Source organism: Pedobacter agri (genome assembly GCF_032678665.1).
GTDB classification, from domain to species: Bacteria; Bacteroidota; Bacteroidia; order Sphingobacteriales; family Sphingobacteriaceae; genus Pedobacter; species Pedobacter agri_A.
Genome location: NZ_JAVTSH010000001.1, coordinates 144,524 through 162,295 on the forward strand (window position 1 = coordinate 144,524; position 17,772 = coordinate 162,295).

At 37.1% G+C, this 17,772-nt stretch carries 16 protein-coding genes and 2 tRNA genes; 4 read left to right on the forward strand and 14 right to left on the reverse strand.

Going from position 1 to position 17,772, the window contains the following annotated elements; all coding sequences use genetic code 11:
- Positions 1–71: 71 nt before the first annotated feature.
- Genes R2Q70_RS00745 through R2Q70_RS00760 form a run of 4 tightly spaced genes read right to left on the reverse strand, consistent with a single transcriptional unit; the run spans position 72 to position 4,920 of the window.
- Positions 72–1,031, reverse strand: a complete 960-nt coding sequence (locus R2Q70_RS00745) for a D-glycerate dehydrogenase (protein ID WP_316805783.1) — start codon at positions 1,029–1,031, stop codon at positions 72–74.
- Positions 1,032–1,071: 40 nt separating this feature from the next.
- Positions 1,072–1,875 (reverse strand): DUF4249 domain-containing protein, encoded by an 804-nt coding sequence (locus R2Q70_RS00750; protein WP_316805784.1) that lies wholly within the window; start codon positions 1,873–1,875, stop codon positions 1,072–1,074.
- Positions 1,876–1,879: 4 nt separating this feature from the next.
- Positions 1,880–4,204, reverse strand: a complete 2,325-nt coding sequence (locus tag R2Q70_RS00755; RefSeq protein ID WP_316805785.1) for a TonB-dependent receptor — start codon at positions 4,202–4,204, stop codon at positions 1,880–1,882.
- 56 nt (positions 4,205–4,260) lie between these two features.
- The gene (locus tag R2Q70_RS00760; RefSeq protein ID WP_316805786.1) at positions 4,261–4,920 is read right to left on the reverse strand and encodes a GDSL-type esterase/lipase family protein; all 660 of its coding nucleotides are present in this window, start codon (positions 4,918–4,920) and stop codon (positions 4,261–4,263) included.
- A 133-nt stretch (positions 4,921–5,053) separates the two neighbouring features.
- Between R2Q70_RS00760 and R2Q70_RS00765 the strand changes: the two genes are divergently transcribed.
- On the forward strand, positions 5,054–5,737 hold the full coding sequence (locus R2Q70_RS00765) for a hypothetical protein (RefSeq protein ID WP_316805787.1): 684 nt from the start codon (positions 5,054–5,056) through the stop codon (positions 5,735–5,737).
- Positions 5,738–5,796: 59 nt separating this feature from the next.
- On the opposite strand, the gene R2Q70_RS00770 is transcribed toward R2Q70_RS00765, so the two are convergent.
- The 4 genes from R2Q70_RS00770 to R2Q70_RS00785 form a co-directional block, all read right to left on the reverse strand.
- Positions 5,797–6,162: a hypothetical protein gene (locus R2Q70_RS00770; protein ID WP_316805788.1), complete on the reverse strand. Its 366-nt coding sequence runs from the start codon at positions 6,160–6,162 to the stop codon at positions 5,797–5,799.
- A 266-nt stretch (positions 6,163–6,428) separates the two neighbouring features.
- Positions 6,429–8,879: an outer membrane beta-barrel family protein gene (locus R2Q70_RS00775; RefSeq protein WP_316805789.1), complete on the reverse strand. Its 2,451-nt coding sequence runs from the start codon at positions 8,877–8,879 to the stop codon at positions 6,429–6,431.
- 118 nt (positions 8,880–8,997) lie between these two features.
- Positions 8,998–10,752, reverse strand: a complete 1,755-nt coding sequence (locus R2Q70_RS00780) for a PspC domain-containing protein (RefSeq protein ID WP_316805790.1) — start codon at positions 10,750–10,752, stop codon at positions 8,998–9,000.
- Positions 10,753–10,765: 13 nt separating this feature from the next.
- Positions 10,766–11,101: a PadR family transcriptional regulator gene (locus R2Q70_RS00785; protein WP_116169228.1), complete on the reverse strand. Its 336-nt coding sequence runs from the start codon at positions 11,099–11,101 to the stop codon at positions 10,766–10,768.
- Positions 11,102–11,509: 408 nt separating this feature from the next.
- On the opposite strand from R2Q70_RS00785, the gene R2Q70_RS00790 reads away from it, so the two are divergent.
- Together R2Q70_RS00790 and R2Q70_RS00795 are read left to right on the forward strand one after the other, a co-directional pair.
- Positions 11,510–12,961 (forward strand): amino acid permease, encoded by a 1,452-nt coding sequence (locus R2Q70_RS00790; protein WP_316805791.1) that lies wholly within the window; start codon positions 11,510–11,512, stop codon positions 12,959–12,961.
- Positions 12,962–13,168: 207 nt separating this feature from the next.
- The gene (locus tag R2Q70_RS00795) at positions 13,169–13,333 is read left to right on the forward strand and encodes a hypothetical protein (protein WP_316805792.1); all 165 of its coding nucleotides are present in this window, start codon (positions 13,169–13,171) and stop codon (positions 13,331–13,333) included.
- A gap of 14 nt (positions 13,334–13,347) precedes the next feature.
- Here the strand turns inward: R2Q70_RS00795 and R2Q70_RS00800 are convergent, their stop codons facing one another.
- From R2Q70_RS00800 to R2Q70_RS00810, 3 genes are all read right to left on the reverse strand, one after another.
- The gene (locus R2Q70_RS00800; RefSeq protein ID WP_316805793.1) at positions 13,348–14,244 is read right to left on the reverse strand and encodes an NAD(P)/FAD-dependent oxidoreductase; all 897 of its coding nucleotides are present in this window, start codon (positions 14,242–14,244) and stop codon (positions 13,348–13,350) included.
- 72 nt (positions 14,245–14,316) lie between these two features.
- Positions 14,317–14,943 carry a class I SAM-dependent methyltransferase gene (locus R2Q70_RS00805; RefSeq protein WP_316805794.1) on the reverse strand — a complete coding sequence of 209 codons (627 nt, stop codon included), beginning with the start codon at positions 14,941–14,943 and terminating at the stop codon, positions 14,317–14,319.
- A 37-nt stretch (positions 14,944–14,980) separates the two neighbouring features.
- Positions 14,981–15,892 carry a hypothetical protein gene (locus R2Q70_RS00810; protein WP_316805795.1) on the reverse strand — a complete coding sequence of 304 codons (912 nt, stop codon included), beginning with the start codon at positions 15,890–15,892 and terminating at the stop codon, positions 14,981–14,983.
- A 125-nt stretch (positions 15,893–16,017) separates the two neighbouring features.
- Here R2Q70_RS00810 and R2Q70_RS00815 point away from each other — a divergent pair, with 125 nt between their 5' ends.
- Positions 16,018–16,521: a cupin domain-containing protein gene (locus R2Q70_RS00815; RefSeq protein ID WP_316805796.1), complete on the forward strand. Its 504-nt coding sequence runs from the start codon at positions 16,018–16,020 to the stop codon at positions 16,519–16,521.
- Positions 16,522–16,671: 150 nt separating this feature from the next.
- Here the strand turns inward: R2Q70_RS00815 and R2Q70_RS00820 are convergent.
- The 3 genes from R2Q70_RS00820 to recO form a co-directional block, all read right to left on the reverse strand.
- A tRNA-Val gene (locus tag R2Q70_RS00820) sits at positions 16,672–16,746 on the reverse strand.
- Between the two features lie 49 nt (positions 16,747–16,795).
- Positions 16,796–16,870: transfer RNA gene (locus R2Q70_RS00825), tRNA-Val, on the reverse strand.
- A 63-nt stretch (positions 16,871–16,933) separates the two neighbouring features.
- Positions 16,934–17,659: a DNA repair protein RecO gene (gene recO, locus R2Q70_RS00830; protein ID WP_316805797.1), complete on the reverse strand. Its 726-nt coding sequence runs from the start codon at positions 17,657–17,659 to the stop codon at positions 16,934–16,936.
- Positions 17,660–17,772: the final 113 nt, after the last annotated feature.

A 17,772-nucleotide genomic window follows, 5' to 3' on the forward strand; every position in this document is an offset into this window, starting at 1 on the left:
GAGATTGTAAATCTCGACCAACTATAGATTGCAAATCTCGACCAACAATAGTCTCAACCATCAATAATCGGTTAATAAATCGGATACGGAATTTTTTCGCCTTTTAATCCGGCCAGAATATTTTCAACAATCAATCCAGCCATCGCTTCCCGGGTTTCTTCCGTTGCCGAACCAATATGCGGTAAAACTGCCACACTCTCCATAAACAATAACGGATTATTTTTATCCATAGGCTCAGGATTGGTTACATCTAACCCAGCTCCCCAAATTATTTTTTCCTCTAATGCCTGGGTTAAATCCTGCTCATTGTGAATGCCACCTCTTGCAGTATTAATAAAAATAGCATTGGATTTCATCTTCTTAAAAACTTCCATTGAGAATTTCTCTTTGGTTTCAGAAGTAAGTGCCGTATGCACAGTTAGCACATCGCTTTGCGCTAAAAGTTCATCAAATGAAACATAAGCAGCATCTATTTCCTTTTCAGCAACCTCATTTCTTGAACGATTGTGGTAAACCACATTCATATTGTAGGCCGCTTTACATTTTTTTGCCATCTCCAGCCCGATTTTCCCTAAGCCAAATACGCCAAGCGTTTTGCCATTCAGTTCAATTCCTAACTCTTGGGCAGGCTCATATTTTACCCAGTTACCGTCAATAATTTTTTTATACCCAAAAAAGGCTTTTCTTGAAACTGCCAGCATCAGCAGAAATGCCGTATTTGCAGTTGCAGCGCTTAAAACACCCGGTGTATTTCCAACCGGAATATTTAATTTCTTGGCTACTTCAACATCAACCTGATCAAAACCTACAGAATGCAGGGCAATTACCTTTAGGTGCTTACTGGCATTCAAAAAATCGGCATTAATTTTATTCGGACCTACACTTACAAAGCCATCCTGGTCTTTACAAGCTTCAATCAGCTCCTCTGCTGTAATTTGTCGATCTTCATTCCATTGGGTAATGGAAATATTGTTTTCTTCCAGCCGCTGTAAAGCAACCGGAGCAATGTTACCGCTAATAAATACTTTCATTTAAGGTTAACAGCTAAAAAGCATGCGGGTTTTGCAAATGTTATTTTACCGTAATCGACTGCCTTTGATAGGTGTGCGCACTAAAGTAACCCAACGCACCGTTTGAAATATTTGATGGAGGATTTGCAGGCGTTGTGCCCTGGTTTGGCCCACGCCCCGATTGCTGGCTCAAGGTATACCAATAGTCGAATATATTAGAATCTATACCTTTCATCTCAACGATAAGTGCATCACCTGTTTTCAAACCATCGTCATCATCATCGTTCGATTCATAATATAACTGAATGCGCAATTTATTTCCGTTGGTTAACCGGTCGTTATTAACGTAAATTCTTTTCGAAAACACATTATTAACATATAAGTTGAAATGGTAAAAATTGGTTTCGTTTGCAGGATCAACCAGAAAAGCAGCTGCTGTTTTTCTTTCATTGCCAAAAAACGAATTCGTTACTACGCCAATAGAATCGAGTTTTACAGGCTTCGGCATGGTTGAGCTAGCGGTATAAGTTTTTCCATCTACCTTAACACTCAAATTATAAGTATGGCCGGGAATTCCCTTTAACGCTTGCGAATAAACACCTGGACTTTGCTCGAAAAAGGTAACTACCATGCCATTACTAGGATCCGTAACTACAACCGTCGCCCCTGAAACTTTCGGATATATGCCACTTTCATCATAACCTACCGTTTTGCTAATGATTACGGATGCACCACCTGCCTGATCGGTGATTTTTCCTTCAATTACAATTTGTGGCTCGGCATTACTGGTATCTACCTCAATGATTTTCTTGCAAGAGGTAAAACATAAACTGATTACTGCGATATATATGATGAACTTCTTCATGGCATTAAAATTTAAAATTCCAGGTTACTGAAGGAATGATTCCAAATAGTGAGGTTTGTTCGGCAACTGTTTTACTTGGATCGTTAGGATCATTGATAAATTCTATTGAGTAAGGATTTTTTCTACCCAAAGCATTGTATACACCAAAGTTCCAGCTCGACTGAAATTTACCTTTATTTTTCCCTTCAAGCGTAGCACTTAAATCAAGGCGCATATTGTAAGGCATTCTTCCTGCATTTCTTTGGGTATAATAATAAACCGTTTGCCCGCCAACAATATATTTTCCTGCCGGATAAGTTACAGCGTTTCCGGTGCTGTAAATCAAGCTCGATGAAAAAGTCCAGCGTTTGTTTAAATTATAAATCCCTACAAATGATACATCATGCGTTCGATCTTGCCTTGCCGGGAAATAATTTCCATTGTTCAACTCAGCAAATTTTCTTTCTGTTTTGGATAATGTATAACCTACCCATCCATTTAATTTACCAAACTTCTTTTTGAAAAACAGCTCTAACCCGTAGGCCCTGCCCGTTCCGTATAAAAGTTCCGATTCTACATTCGCATTACCCAAAAGTTCAGCAGCATCGCGGTAATCAATTTGGTTTTGCATCCATTTGTAATAAACCTCACCAGAAAATTCATAATTATTCTCATTGAAATTTCGGAAATAACCTGCTGCCACCTGATCGGCAATTTCTGGTTTAATGTTGTTGCTGCTCAATACATACTGATCTGTTGGTGAGCTTGACGTGGCATTGGTTAGAATATGAATGTTTTGTGTATTCCTATTGTATGATGCTTTTACTGAATTTTCTTCATCAAATAGATAACTTACCGAAAAACGTGGCTCCAAATTGAGGTAATTTTTGTAAAATTTCCCGCTGGTTACTTTTTCTGATGACAAAACATTTCCATCTGCATCATAACTTCCAAAATTCCCCGGACCCAAAAGCGAAAATGCAGCTAATCTCGCACCATACAGAAAATTCAGCTTTTCATTTACAGCCCATTCATCAGAAACGTAAACTGCCGTTTCCAATCCATATCGTTTTTCCTGCATTAACGGATTAACCTGCGATTCTTGCGAAGTGGTAATATCAATTGGCGAGATGCGGTGATGGGTGGCATTAAGGCCAAACCTCAAGGTGTGTTTATTGCTGAAATACTGGAAATCTTCCTTAAAATTAAAATCGCGGACTAAGGATGTCGCTTTGAAATTGGTTACATCATTCAGCAACCTTACTGTGTAGTTATAATTGTTGTAAATTAAGGAGGTGTTTGAAAACAGTCGATCATTAAAAATATGATTCAAACGAAAAGTTGTCGTTACATTCCCCCAGTTATTTTCAAAAAGATCCTTTACACCAATATTATCCTTACCAAAATAACCAGAAATGTAGATGGTGTTTTTGTCGTTTATTTTGTAATTGGCTTTCGCATTGATATCGTAAAAATTTAGCGTGCTTCCGTTGATTGATGAATCTGGCGATGCCTGCAGAAATAAATCAATGTAAGTTCTTCTAAAACTAACCATAAACGAACCCTTATCCTTTACAATTGGTCCTTCGGCTTTTAGGCGAGAAGCAATTAAGCCAATGCCGCCTTGAAATTTGAATTCTTTGTTGTTTCCATCATCCATCTTCACATCCAAAACCGATGATAAACGACCGCCGTATTGTGCCGGCATTCCTCCTTTGTACAGACTCACATCTTTGATGGCATCGGCATTAAAAGTAGAGAAAAAACCTAGTAAGTGTGATGAATTGTAAACCACAGCTTCATCTAAAATGATCAAATTCTGATCAGCAGCACCACCGCGAACGTAAAAACCAGTATTTCCTTCCCCACCCGATTTTACACCAGGCAAAAGCTGAATGGTTTTTAAAATATCTTTCTCTCCCAACAAAACCGGAATGGAATTCAAAGCTTTCATGTCAATCCGCTCCAAACCCATTTGCGCACTTTTAACATTTTCATTTTTACGGTTGTTGGCACGGATTACAATTCCACCCAGATCGTTCCCTACCTTTAGTTCTTCATTCAGCTTTGTATCCTTGTTAAGATTGATGTTTTTCGTAACCGGAATAAAACCCGTGTAACTGATGGTTACGGTGTAATTCCCTTCGGGTTGAGTTAATGCAAAGTAACCGTAATTGTTGGTTTGTGTTCCGGCAGAGCTTGGCCCCGATAGTTTAATTGTGGCCCCAATAAGCGTTTCGCCTGAACTCCCATCGCGAATGGTACCACTTAATGTAAATTTATTTTGAGCGAATAATGTGGAGCTGGAAATGAAAAAAAGGAGAATGAGCAAATATTGTTTTATCGACATGCTAAACTGATCTGATTTTTAAGATGGTTTTCAAAGGTACAAATTTGAAAGCGCTATCATTTTATCAAATGTTTTTCTACTGCCTTTTTCCAAATGGCATAACCCGCAGCATTCATATGCAACATATCTCCAACAAACAGTTCCGGGCGGTTTTTTCCATCTTTAGTCAGCATTAACTTAAAAACATCTATAAATTTGGTGTTAAGTTGTTTAGATAGAAAATCTTTAATTAGTGCATTTGATGCGACCGCCTTATCCCTAAACTGATCCCTGCTCGGGCTTGGTTTTATGGAAATATAAACGATTGGCACATTTGGCAGTTTCGCCCTGATGGAATTAAACAATTTAATGGTTCTATTTAATACGCTATCTGCTGTAGTCTTCGGATCTGGAAGATCATTCTCGCCAACATAAAGCACAATTTGACGTGGATTGTAAGGGAAAACAATGTCGTTTAAGTAGTAAGTAATATCATTGGTTACTGCACCACCAATTCCTCTGTTTAAAGCATTATATTTTGCAAAAACCTGTGTCAAATCATCCCACTTTCTTATCGATGAACTGCCCACAAATAACACCGGGTTAACTGGCGGCTGAAACATCTTATCATATTTTTTGATGGTTTGTACATCATCCAAAAAGTTTGGTTTCGATTGCGCAAACGCGGATAAAAGTATTAGTTGGGAAAATAAAAAGGATAGAAATATTTTTTTCATGCTCATTGTTTTAATTTGAATTTTGCAAGATAAGCATCATTGAAAGAACTTTCTATAAAAAGGCTGTGACTGATATTCCATTTACAAGCTCATAATAATCAAGAACAATATGTTACTTTGAAAAAAATTAAATATGAAGTACGCCCTGTTAATAATTCTTTCCATACTTACCTATCCTGTGTTTGCGCAAAAAACGCCTTATATACAATGGCAGGAAGCTGCAAAACAAGATATAAGACTTTTACCAAAATATGGAAATCAACCCAAAACTGAAGAACAACAAAAAGCTGATGAAATTTTAGTTAAGGATTACCTGGCACAAGCTGGTACCCATAGAAAAGCTTCTGAACTATTAATTAAACTCGGATTTAATTATTTGTACAAAAACGACCCAAAAACGGCCATGTTTCGATTCAATCAGGCTTGGATTTTAGACCCAAATAACGAGAATGTTTTTTGGGGCTTTGGCGGTGTATATTCTACATTGGGAGATTTCGACAATGCATTAGTACAGTATGAAGAGGGATTAAAAATAAACCCAAAAAGTTCTAATATCATTACCGATAAAGCTACAATTTTCATGACAATGTACATGAAAAGTGGTAAAAGAGAAAACATTAATGCTGCAATTAAGCTATTTAATCAGTCACACAATATCGATCCAAAAAATCAAAATACCCTTTTTAAAATGTCGGTTTGTTATTATTTAATAGATGATTGTACCAATGCTAAAAAACACTATCTTGAATGCAAGAAGTTGGGAGGAAAACCAATCACAACTGAATATACAAATGCACTAAATGAAAAGTGCAAATAGCAATTTTTTAATTCTAATAATTTTGCGATTTTCTTTATTCGTGGGGCAAATTTGGCATCCTACTTCTCCATAAGCTTCTTTTGAATACCCTGTGCAAGTTTTTTAACTTTCATATATCCAGCCAACGAACTGTTTCGCTTATCAAAAAGAATTTCCAATTTACCTTTTTGCGCTTTCAGATTAAACTTTTCTGTGCCGTTTAAATTCACAAACAGATCAATATTTTGGTCAAGTGGCAATTCGTTATTTAATGCGCTATCTAAATATTTTTCCAATTTATCAGTTTTATCTTCGTCGTATTCCGCTATAAACTTGTACTCGGTTTTGGTATCGATGGTATTTAATGATAAATTATTATGACCGTTTTTGCAGCCATAACTTAGTGAAGCCAGAAAAATCACCATTCCGTATAATATCGTTTTCATATAATATTTATTAAGGTTAATTGTTGTAATTGGTTAATTGTGCATAGTTAATTTTTGTACTGATTTTTCTATAAAAACTCAACCATAAAATTTCAGGGGTAATTCCCGTCTTTTGGAGGGGTGTCCAAACGGCAGAGTGTTTAATCCAATAATTTATCAATTCATAAATACCAGAATTACAAGACATCGGAAAAATAACTGGCCGCTTAAGCGCATGTACATTCTTTTACGCAGCTTGCGCTCGCAACTACAACTCACCCTCTAAACTAGTTGCCTCCAGCCCGGTTTTTAATATCATCCGTTGCCGTATTTCTTGATCTTGCAGATTTCACGTTCTGATTTCCAAAACTATAACTGATATTGAAATTGGCCCGTCGGCTGGTGTATCGGTTCGTCACGTTCATGTTCACATTCTGATAAATCAGGCTTCCTGCCCAATAATTCGTTAAGAAAATATCATCCATGTTTAATCTTAACTTAAGTTTTTTGTTAAGCATGCTTTTCTGAATCCCTGCATTGATGGCATACTGGGTCACTGTTGTCCGCTCCACTCCCGACACTCGAGGTGTATTTAACCAGAAATTTATTTCTACCGAAAAATTCTGTGGCAATGTAAAAGCGCTCGAGCTATATAAATTTACAGCAGCTTTTCCTGCGCTGTAAGCTGCACCTTCCAAATTTCCATCTTCGAATTTACTGTAATAAATGCTGGCATTATTTTGCAAATTCCACCATTTTGCAATTTTAATGGGTACATAAATACCAGCTGAAAAATTCTGGAAGCGACCTAAGTTTTGACGAATAACGCTTATTACCCTGGTTGCATCATTTTGCTGACTAATCTGGGTAATCATATCACGGGTGTCAGAATAGCCCAATGATAACGAAGCCTGTTTGTAACTATAATTGACCTCGAAATTATCAGTAAATTGAGGTTTTAAATATGGATTTCCCTGATCTACAGCCAATGGGTCCATATAAAAAACAAATGGATTAAGCTGCTGATAATTCGGTCGGTCGACCCTCCTGCTGTATGAATAACGAATATTATGATTTTTACTGATTTTCTGATTCAGGAATGCCGTTGGGAAAAGCGACAGATAATTCCGGTCAACCTCTTTATGATCTGTAACCGAATTTCCATTCGAATGTGTGTGCTCTGCCCTTAAACCGAGCTGAATTTGCCATACTTTCCACTCTTTCGAAAAATTGGCATAGGCGGCATTAATGTTTTCTTTGTATACGAAATAGTTGGATTTCCCAAAGTCATTTTGCCAAACACCAGATAAAAATTGTTCAGAAAGAAAATCATTATTGGTAACCACATAACTGCTCTTTAAACCCGTTTCAATTTTCATGGTTTTGGAAAGTGGAAGTGTTAAATCTGTTTTGGCTGCATAAACATTAATTTCAGCATCTGTAGTGTTTCGTAAACTGGTTTGGTTGGTTGCGTTACCAGAAGCATTCAAATAATTCGCCAGAAAATTTTCTTGCTTCTCATTGCTAAAGCCCGAATAATCCACATCAAATGTTAAACTCTTTCCATCCTTATCAAAATCGTGTTTAATGTTGAAATTCGCCGTCAAATTACCCACTGGCGAAGTAGAAAAGGCATCCTGCAAAATCGAAGTCAAATTAGTTGCTCCGTTCTGAACCGCACTGATGTTGGTATTACTAAAATTAGTCAATTTCGTTTTAACCGTATTTGCATCTAACATCACTCCGAAAACGGTTTTCTCCGAAGCGTAATAATCAGCACCAAGCTTTCCCTGAAAACCAACACCCTTATTTTGCCTGTCAAAATTTTGGGTTAAATAACTGGCCAATCCATTTGATAAAGTGGTTCGGTTGAGGTAGGTATTATTAAAATTCGATTTTCTGGCCATCGCACCATTACCAAAAATATTCCATTTGCCTTCACGATGATTTAGGTTCAGGTTAACGCCACCGCGATACAGATCCGTTGGCGAATTTGGCATTATTCCCTGGCCGCCATTAAAAGAAACTGTTCCGTTTGTACCATAGGCTTTGTTTCGTTTTAATTTGATATTGATAATCCCTGCATTTCCGGCTGCATCATATTTTGAGGATGGATTGGTGATCAATTCAATGGTAGAAATTTGCTCTGCACTCATATTACTTAATAAGGCCGTCACATCAGCACCCGACAAAAAGTTGGTTTTACCATCAATCATCACCAACACGCCAGACTTATTATTCAGCTTGATCTGGTCACTTTGCCGATCGATTTGTACGCCTGGTGCTTTTTCCAAAACTTCAAGCGCTGTTCCACCGGTTGCTGTGATGCTGTTTTCAACATTCAGTACAGTTTTATCAATCTGATGCTCAATAAAAGGTTTCTTGCCAGAAATACTCACCTCTTTTAACTGTTTCGTTAAACTTTCGATGTCGATGTCGGACATTTTCAGATCTGCATTCAAAGTAAATCGTTCCGTTTTCTTGGCCTTGTAGCCCACTACTGAAATCGATAACAGGTAATTGCCGGATTTTAGCTGATTGATTTCATATAAACCATCCTGATTTGACGAAACACTTTTTACCAGGCTGGTATCTGGAAAATTCAGTACCCTAACGATTGCAAATGGCACAGGTACAGCCTTTTCATCAACAATTTTCCCTGTAATTTTATAAAGATTTTGGGCAAAGGAAACCCCACACACCATTAGGCATGCCATGAGCACTAAAAACTTTTTCATGATTTTTTTCTTTTAACTCATTCTTTTCTCTTCGCTGTTTTTTTCAGCGTAGCCTGCCTATTTAGATATTGATTTCTCAACATCAAAACGCAATGGAAAAGGCTTCGAGGTAATTTCTTTATTGATTGTCGTTATTCTCTTCTGGTGTAATGCCTAACTCTTCCTTAACTTCTTTAATTCTGTTCAAAATAGAATCCTGGCTAAGCGTATCAACTGGCTTAGTCCTTCTCATCAGCTCCAGTTTACGTAACTCGTCCTGGAGTTTTTTCTTGTTTAAAGCTTCTTCTTTTAGTTGAGCCAGACACTTTATACCTTCTTCAGTCATAATCCAGGTGGTATAACCATTATTGTCGCCTTCTTTATCAGCGCAGTCCCAGGTTCCCCAGTTGTTAATGTAACGGTACGCATCTTCTTTAAAAATCAATCTGGTTCCCACCGGAACTTCCAAATTAAGCCTTACTTCCTGGTTCCTCCAAATGGTGCCTTTTCTTAACTGAAAACGTGGACTAAAAACAATTGCAGAATCTTTTACCACATATTTATAATCGATATTTTGTGCATTTTGAAGGGCACTTTGGAAAGTTTTGCCTTGCGATTCATACTTCTGAATTAAGCGGCTGAAGTTATTTTCACTTTTTTCGATATTGATTCGGATATTATTTGGCGCCACAAACGGACCATTATCAAAATCATCTGTCACAATCTGCCGGCGGCTATTTGCATCAATATTGTACTTAACGCTATCTTCTTTACTAAAATATTTACTTCTGTCGATATCAATAATATAGGTTTTATACGATTTTAGGTCATTGCTTTGCGTAAGCTCTGCATGTTGTTTAAACTCCGATGAAATTTTTGCAGCATGATAACCAGCCGTTGCCACACCTGCTAACCATATAATCAATAATGGAAAAGATATTGTTTTGTTAATGGCCTGCTTGTTGAAAGCAAAGCGAATGGAAAATAATACCAGGGCCAAAACCGGAACAAAACATACGATAAATGCACTAAATAAAATTACGCCGCGGTTACCTTCATTAATGATCGAAAAAGGGAAATACTCGTACACACTCGAATCCCAGAATCCTTGAAATGCTGCAAAGCCTACAATTAATGAGAGTAAAAACAGTATGCCAAACAACACGATAAAACCTGCAACCACTTTAAAAATTACCTTCCCGGTTCCTGAAATGAAACGACCAAGCCATTCGAAAAATTCACCTATGAAAATTCCAATCTGTCCAAAAATAGATCCTGTATGCTTGCCAGCGATAGCCAAACCTTGCTTTACAGCCAGCAGCTCTTCGTCCAAATTCTTTTGAAAACCTTGCAAATTTGCAGGTTCACCTTTCATCTCCATTCTTTCGATACGTGATTTAGCTTTAGGCATGATTATCCAAAGGATAGCATAAACCAAAAAGCCGGCGCCGCCTAAAAACACTGAAAGCAAAGCAGCCAAACGAATCCATTTCGCTTCAGTATTAATGTAGTGCGCAATGCCAGCGCAAACCCCTGCAATTACACGGTCGTCCATGTCGCGGTACAATTTTTTCTCCGCATGAAACTGGTAATTGCTATTCAACACAGGCTCTTCTTCACTCTCTTCAACACCGTCGAAATCCTGAACTCGACCCATTTGCGCAATAACCAGGTTTACATCATTTGCATCAACCACTTGTTTCTTTTGTGCTTCAAGTTGTTCAGTTAATAATTCTGCGATGCGGTTTTCGATGTCGGTTACAATCTCTAAATCGTCAGCGTGATTAACAAAATGTTGTTTTACTTCGTTTAAATAAACTTTTAAGAGTTCGTAGGCACTTTCTTCAATGTGAATAATCGTGTTTCCTATATTTATGATGATGGTCTTTTCCATTTCCTTTTTTAAATTATGATTTGGCTCCTTCTTGTGAAACACCTACAGCATAAGCCAATTCTTGCCAGGTTTGATCTAATTGAGATAAAATATCCTTTCCAACTTCGGTTAAGGTATAATATTTACGGGGCGGGCCTGAGGTAGATTCTACCCAGTTGTAGCTTAACAAACCATTGTTTTTAAGCCTGGTTAATAATGGATATAGTGTGCCCTCAACCACCAACAGCTTTGCCGACCTTAATTCAGCAATAATATCCGAGGCGTAAATTTCGCCACGTGAGATGATTGATAAAACACAGTACTCCAGAATTCCCTTCCGCATTTGTGTTTGCGTATTTTCTGCTATCATAATACAAAGATATATGTTTTATATTGTACTATGCAATACATAGTACTAAACAAAATGAAAATTGTTCCATAATACGCTATTAATCAGATAATTAATTTTATTATGAAATTTTTACGCTATTTATTATGACTACATTTTCTTATATTTTTTGGAAATCAACGGCAGAAATGCTTCAGTTTCAGTAGTCCCGCTATCGCCCATAGTCCCGATTTTTGAAGGAAAATCGGGAGCTATCTGGCTTTATCGGGTTTAAGTAGAGGGGCTTGTGTAACTATAAAAATGATTCTTCGGGAGATCTTATTAACTTAATATTTAATCAGTAGAAAAGTATAAATACATTAAACAAATCACTACAAATAAGGTAGGTTTAATATATTTTGATAATTTTGCAACATTATCTCTTCATTCATGAAAAAATCAATTGCCAGCATTGTTGCTGAAGCAAACGAAAGCGGCGAGGGAACGCTCAAAAGAACCTTAGGACCGATCAATTTGATACTAATTGGCGTTGGTTTAACCCTCGGTGCCGGATTATTTTCCATTACAGGCCTGGCGGCGGCCAATCATTCAGGACCAGCGGTAACCTTATCATTTGTAATTGCGGCATTAGGCTGTGGGTTTGCAGCATTATGTTATGCCGAGTTTGCTTCGATGATACCCGTTGCGGGTAGTGCCTATACCTACTCTTACGCTACCATGGGCGAACTTTTCGCCTGGATTATTGGCTGGGATTTGGTTCTGGAATACTCGGTAGGTTGCGCTACAGTAGCCATTAGCTGGTCGCAATATTTAACCCGTTTTCTAGGAAGTTTAGGCATCTATTTACCGCCACAACTTACGCTCTCTCCTTTCGAAACAGCAAAATTAGCAGATGGTTCAACCGTAAATGGAATTATTAATATCCCTGCTGCATTGGTGGTGGTTTTAATGACAGCTATTTTAATCCGTGGAACAAAAGGCTCTGCAATTGTAAACGGAATTATCGTATTTTTAAAAGTAGGCGTGGTTTTGATTTTCATCGCACTTGGTTGGCAATACATCGACCCGGCAAATTATCATCCATATATTCCAGAAAACACTGGTACTTTTGGGCAGTTTGGCTGGAGTGGAATTTTGCGAGGAGCCGGTTTGGTTTTCTTTGTATTCATTGGCTTTGATGCCGTAGCTGCATCCGCTCAGGAAACCAAAAACCCTGGCCGGGATTTACCTATCGGAATTATTGGATCACTCTTAGTTTGTACCGTTTTGTTTGGTCTGTTTGGCCATGTAATGACGGGTTTAGCCAACTATAAAGAATTTGCAAATAGTGGCGCACCAGTTGCCATCGCAATTGAAAAAACACCATACGGATGGTTGAGCCAGGCCATTATTTTAGCGATTTTAATTGGTTACACCTCTGTAATTCTGATCGATTTAATGGCGCAATCGCGAATGTTTTATTCCATTAGTAAAGATGGCTTATTACCAAAAATGTTCTCTGATGTGCACTCGAAATTTAAAACGCCCTGGAAATCAAACATTATTCTCTGCATTTTCATTGCACTTTTCGCAGCTTTTGTTCCGATGAATGTAGTGGGTGAAATGACAAGCATCGGAACCTTGTTAGCGTTCCTAATGGTGTGTGTGGGCATCTTAATTCTACGAAAAACCGATCCGGATGCTAAACGTCCATTCAGAGTGCCCTGGGTTCCATTGATCCCTATTCTAGGTATTTTAACTTGTGTGGGCATGATGGTATTTTTACCTGCCGATACCTGGATCCGTTTAGTAGTGTGGCTGGCAATTGGCTTAGCCATTTACTTTTTCTATGGAAAGAAACATAGCAAACTCAAAACAAATGAGTCTGAAAATGCCGGTTAAAAAGCCATACAACAATAATTTTTGAAGATCAGGCTGTGTCGAATTCTATACAGCCTGATTTTCAATATTTTGACATTTTTTTGGTTTTATAAGCAAATAATTATCAGGTATTTAACAAAAATTTATAAGTTATCCACAATTCCAGCTTCATTTAAGTTTTTGGCTCATGATTTGAATTAGGAAAATTAACCTATAAAACATTTTCCTATGATTATTAAATTAGACAACTCAGTTTTCAGGCTTAGCCGACAAAAATCAGAAACCATTAAAAAAGTTGCTGCTCCACTAACAAGAGCACAATGGATCAACGCTGATAGAATTGTAATTGCTACCATGTTTATCGCAACCATTATAGCTGCAATTTTATTTTAGTTTGTAATGATTCTTCAAAAATCTTCTGAAATCATTTCTTTGTTCATCATCACAGCAGCCATTGTTCCCGCCGCTGTAATTACCGATAACGACCTCATTAAGGTTGTACAATCTCCTGCGGCATAAACGCCCTTAACGGTTGTTTGCTGCTGCCCGTCTACTTTTATCGTTTTAAACTCAGTAAGCTCAAATCCAAGTTGATCATGAAAATCAACATGTTGCTCCACATCCGCTTTAGCATATATCGCTTTTAAGTTTAATTTTGTTCCATCAGCGAAAATAACATTAGTTAATTTGCCATTAGCATGCGCTATTTCTTTGATTTCTGTTTCGATAATTTCAATTGATTTGGACTTTAACTTCTCAGTTTGTTCAGCTGTTAAATGCGATTTACCGTTGGTTAAAAGTGTTAAATCTTTATTCCAGTGATTTAAGTTTTTAGCCATTTCAAAAGCGATATCACCGTTCATCAGCAGTGCAATTTTTTCCCCACTTACTTCATAACCGTGGCAATATGGGCAATGAATAACCGTTATGCCCCAGCATTCGGCAAAGCCTTTAATATTCGGAAATACATCTTTCAAACCAGTTGCCACCAACAGCTTTCTGGCTGAATAACTAAGCGATTCATTTATCATCACACTGAAACCCTCTGCTGTTTTATTTGCAGCATTCACCGTTCCATCAATAAATTTAACTGTTGGGTATTTAAGTACCTCCGCTTTTGCCGCAGCTGAAATTTTTGCTGGCGCATCTCCGTCATGAGTTAAAAAATTATGAGCATGTGGGGTTTGCCTGTTACAAGGTTTACCAGCATCAACAATTAGTATGTTTCTTTTGGCCCTACCTAAAGCTAAAGCTGCTGATAATCCGGCGTAACTTCCGCCAATTATAATTACATCAAAATCCATATTAAGTTCTTTGGAACAAAAATGATCAAAAATATTTTAAATGCAATATTGTTGCATTAAATAAATGTAATTTTATTTTTGATAGATCATCGCCTTAATAAATTGCCCATAATAGCTTCGCTCTTCAATTAGTTTATAATTTGCATCATTGAAATATGGCAACATATCCACCAAATTATTTGCCTCAACATTACTAATCAAGCCAAAGAATTTATACATCACCTTCAAGAAAAGTTTTTTCCACCACTTTCCGCTTTTAGCTTGAATGGTGAAATCAACAAGAAACCATAAACCACCTTTATTTAGCCTGTAGCTCAATTTTTGAAAAACTATTCTACATCTTTCTACAGAAAAATTATCGAATAAAAATGGTGTTAAAATAATATCGAAATGATCCTCTAGACTGAAGTCTTCAATGCTTGAATGAATAAACAAAAATTCGTTTTTGCCACAATTTCTAGTTTTAGAAAGCGCCAGCATTTGAGCAGAAATTTCCACATAGGTAATTTTTAATCCTGAAGGATGAAGTTTTGCTATTTCTTCCAAAATCCAGCCTGTACCTCCACCAACAATCAGGATAGCACTATTTTCCTTGATGTTATTGAGCTGATTAACCTGAGCAGCAACCTGCGATTTCCCAAATACCAAACGGCTAAGGGAATCATAATGTTTGGCTATTTTATCGTAGTTATTAATCAAGATTGCTGGAGTAACTGAAAAATTTCTGATAGAGCTGCTAGTTAATTACAAATTGCATCCCTATGATGCCACAAATGGCTTTAAATAAAATTAGTCCATCAATTACCATTAGATAGTAGAGAATGTTTTTTCTTCGGTGCATAGAATAGGCTACGTAAATGGTTACAACAAACGGTAAAACGTTACACATTACCTGCGGTAGGCCGAAACCCTTGTAATATGCAAAAATTCCAAGTGAAAATAATCCAATCACTAATAAGGGAATGAGAATCTGGAAAATGGTTTTTCTTAATCCGTAACGTACTACAAAAGTTCTCAGATGCTTGTTGGCATCAGTTGGATAATCTTTAATGTCGAAAATTATTGCATTTACGGTGCAAAACATCCAGTTTTTAATGAATAGCCAGGTCCATAAAACGGAATCATGATAACCTACACCGGTTTCAATTTTGAGCATGATTAGCGGCAGCACATTTGCGCAGCACGCCCAGACAAAACCGATTACAAAAGCTTTTAGCCAGCCTGTACTGCGCAGGTTAAATTTTAAAAAAGATTTGGGCAATAAACCATAATATAACAATGCCGCAACCATAATCACTATAATGGCAGCCCAATAGCTGACTGGGAGCTTTAATAGGTTATCAAAATTATCATAAAGTAGGTTAACAATCAACGAAGTACAAACTGTAAATAATATACTTTGACTCCAATTGATAAGTTTTTTGTGTTTAAAATACCACTGCGTTCTAGGGTTTGAAGCCGACGGCTGAGTAGATACTTTATTATAGGCGTAAGTGTAATAGATCGTTGGCGCTAAAAAAAGTAATAAATAATAATTAAATGAATTAAATGGCAAACGCAGCTGAAAAGTCGCTTCCAGGGTTAAAGCCACTGCAAGAATCCCCACAAAGTAATTTCCAAAAAATATAAACCTAATTATTTTATCCATTTACTTGAGGTATGCCACATAAAATATAAGTGCCAATTTCGGATATATTATTTAAATACAGCGTAAATTAATAACAATCAAACAAGTGGAGAATTGAAATGTTAGCTTAATACAAAACGATAGAGATGGAAAATTTATTTAACAAGCTTACCACTGTTAATACAGAAGATGGCAAAACTGTTTCAGTTGCAGGAAATAACTACAAAACGATTATCTCCGGCAAGCATACCAATAATGAATATGCGGTAATTGACATGCTTGTTCCTTCTTTAGGTGGACCTGGTCCTCATTCACATTCAGATATTCAGGAAGCATTTTACATTTTAGATGGGGAAATTGAATTTACGAGTGAAGAAGGAACCTATACAGCGAAGAAAGGTTCATTTGTGAATATTCCAAAGGGAGGCATGATTCATCAGTTTAAAAACTTGAAGAAAAATCTTGCGCACATGATTTGCATCGTTACTCCTGCTGGTATGGAAGAAATGTTTGAAGAAATCGGAACACCAGTTGAAACCAATACATTTTTGCCAACACCTGAGATTAATGAAGAAACCTTAGCTAAGATCAGTGAAGTTGGAGAGAAGTATGGACAGAAGTTTTATCCGGCAGATTACTTTAAGAAATAAAAAAGCCTCTCAGTTTCCTGAAAGGCTTAGTGTGGGAAATGTGGGGTTCGAACCCCCAACCCTCCCGACGAAATGTCGGGATGCGACGAACCAGCTGAGCTAATTTCTTTTAAACAAAAAAAGCCTCTCAGTTTCCTGAAAGGCTTAGTGTGGGAAATGAGGGGTTCGAACCCCCGACCCCCTCGGTGTAAACGAGGTGCTCTGAACCAGCTGAGCTAATTTCCCTTTGTTAAAGGCTTTAATTTTGTAATCTTTCAAATCCTTGAAAGTGATGTGGGAAATGAGGGGTTCGAACCCCCGACCCCCTCGGTGTAAACGAGGTGCTCTGAACCAGCTGAGCTAATTTCCCTTTCCTTTTGGGAATGCAAATATAGCGCTATAATCTTGTTTCGCAAATCTTTTTTATTTTTTTTCAGCTCAACAAAGCTTCTAATATTTTGTGCGATTGAACTTCGCCAAATGAAGCTGTATGTAAGGTATAGAAAACCAATATCTTATCTAACAAGAAACGCCTTTGTACGTTACTCATTTTTATTTCAGAAATTTTCTCAAGCGGTGTTTTAAAAAGCAAAATAAAGCCTAATGCATCTTCTAACTGAAGATAGTTGGAATGAATTGGAACTCTTGAAACGAACTCTCCTTCCTGTAAATCGAAGTAGTTTTGATCTGTTCTTCTTTTTTCATTCGGAGAAAATCCTAAAAAACGGGTGAGTTTAAGCAAAAATGAAAGGTGAAAATTCGGATTAAGTTCTTCAGTTTCATCAAACCAGGCAATAGCATTAAAAATATAATCAAACAAACTATCATCTGCCGATTGCTGTCGGATACTTTTGTAAAGCACTTCATTCAAAAAAATAACAATGCTGGTTTTAACCATATCATACGGAATACTTTTGAAAACCGGTGTCTGACGAACTTCCGATACCCTCTGGATATTTGTGTTTGCTTTATGGTAAACCACCATATCTAAAAGATGCAGCGATTGCAACATATTCATCTTAATCTTTGCTTTTGGCTTCTTTACACCATTGATCAGGTAAGATTGCATCCCGAATTTATCGGTAAGTACCTGAACAATTACACTGCTTTCGCTGTAATTAGTGGTTTTCAAAACAATCCCCTTGACTTTGTACAACATGTAGCTAAAACATTTTTTCCAAAAGTATGTTATTTGTGCAAAATAAATTGACCAAAAAAGTACGTCAATTTATAAATAAGAGTAGTTTTGCCCTTATCATTATCATTAAAACT

Bases quoted from the DNA above. Each gene is read 5' to 3' on its own strand.
- R2Q70_RS00750 (WP_316805784.1), bottom strand. From the start codon at position 1,875: ATGAAGAAGTTCATCATATATATCGCAGTAATCAGTTTATGTTTTACC.
- R2Q70_RS00745 (WP_316805783.1), bottom strand. From the start codon at position 1,031: ATGAAAGTATTTATTAGCGGTAACATTGCTCCGGTTGCTTTACAGCGG.
- R2Q70_RS00790 (WP_316805791.1), top strand. From the start codon at position 11,510: ATGAAAAAATCAATTGCCAGCATTGTTGCTGAAGCAAACGAAAGCGGC.
- R2Q70_RS00755 (WP_316805785.1), bottom strand. From the start codon at position 4,204: ATGTCGATAAAACAATATTTGCTCATTCTCCTTTTTTTCATTTCCAGC.
- R2Q70_RS00785 (WP_116169228.1), bottom strand. From the start codon at position 11,101: ATGATAGCAGAAAATACGCAAACACAAATGCGGAAGGGAATTCTGGAG.
- R2Q70_RS00810 (WP_316805795.1), bottom strand. From the start codon at position 15,892: ATGGATAAAATAATTAGGTTTATATTTTTTGGAAATTACTTTGTGGGG.
- R2Q70_RS00760 (WP_316805786.1), bottom strand. From the start codon at position 4,920: ATGAAAAAAATATTTCTATCCTTTTTATTTTCCCAACTAATACTTTTA.
- R2Q70_RS00815 (WP_316805796.1), top strand. From the start codon at position 16,018: ATGGAAAATTTATTTAACAAGCTTACCACTGTTAATACAGAAGATGGC.
- R2Q70_RS00770 (WP_316805788.1), bottom strand. From the start codon at position 6,162: ATGAAAACGATATTATACGGAATGGTGATTTTTCTGGCTTCACTAAGT.
- R2Q70_RS00800 (WP_316805793.1), bottom strand. From the start codon at position 14,244: ATGGATTTTGATGTAATTATAATTGGCGGAAGTTACGCCGGATTATCA.
- recO (WP_316805797.1), bottom strand. From the start codon at position 17,659: ATGTTGTACAAAGTCAAGGGGATTGTTTTGAAAACCACTAATTACAGC.
- R2Q70_RS00765 (WP_316805787.1), top strand. From the start codon at position 5,054: ATGAAGTACGCCCTGTTAATAATTCTTTCCATACTTACCTATCCTGTG.
- R2Q70_RS00780 (WP_316805790.1), bottom strand. From the start codon at position 10,752: ATGGAAAAGACCATCATCATAAATATAGGAAACACGATTATTCACATT.
- R2Q70_RS00795 (WP_316805792.1), top strand. From the start codon at position 13,169: ATGATTATTAAATTAGACAACTCAGTTTTCAGGCTTAGCCGACAAAAA.
- R2Q70_RS00775 (WP_316805789.1), bottom strand. From the start codon at position 8,879: ATGAAAAAGTTTTTAGTGCTCATGGCATGCCTAATGGTGTGTGGGGTT.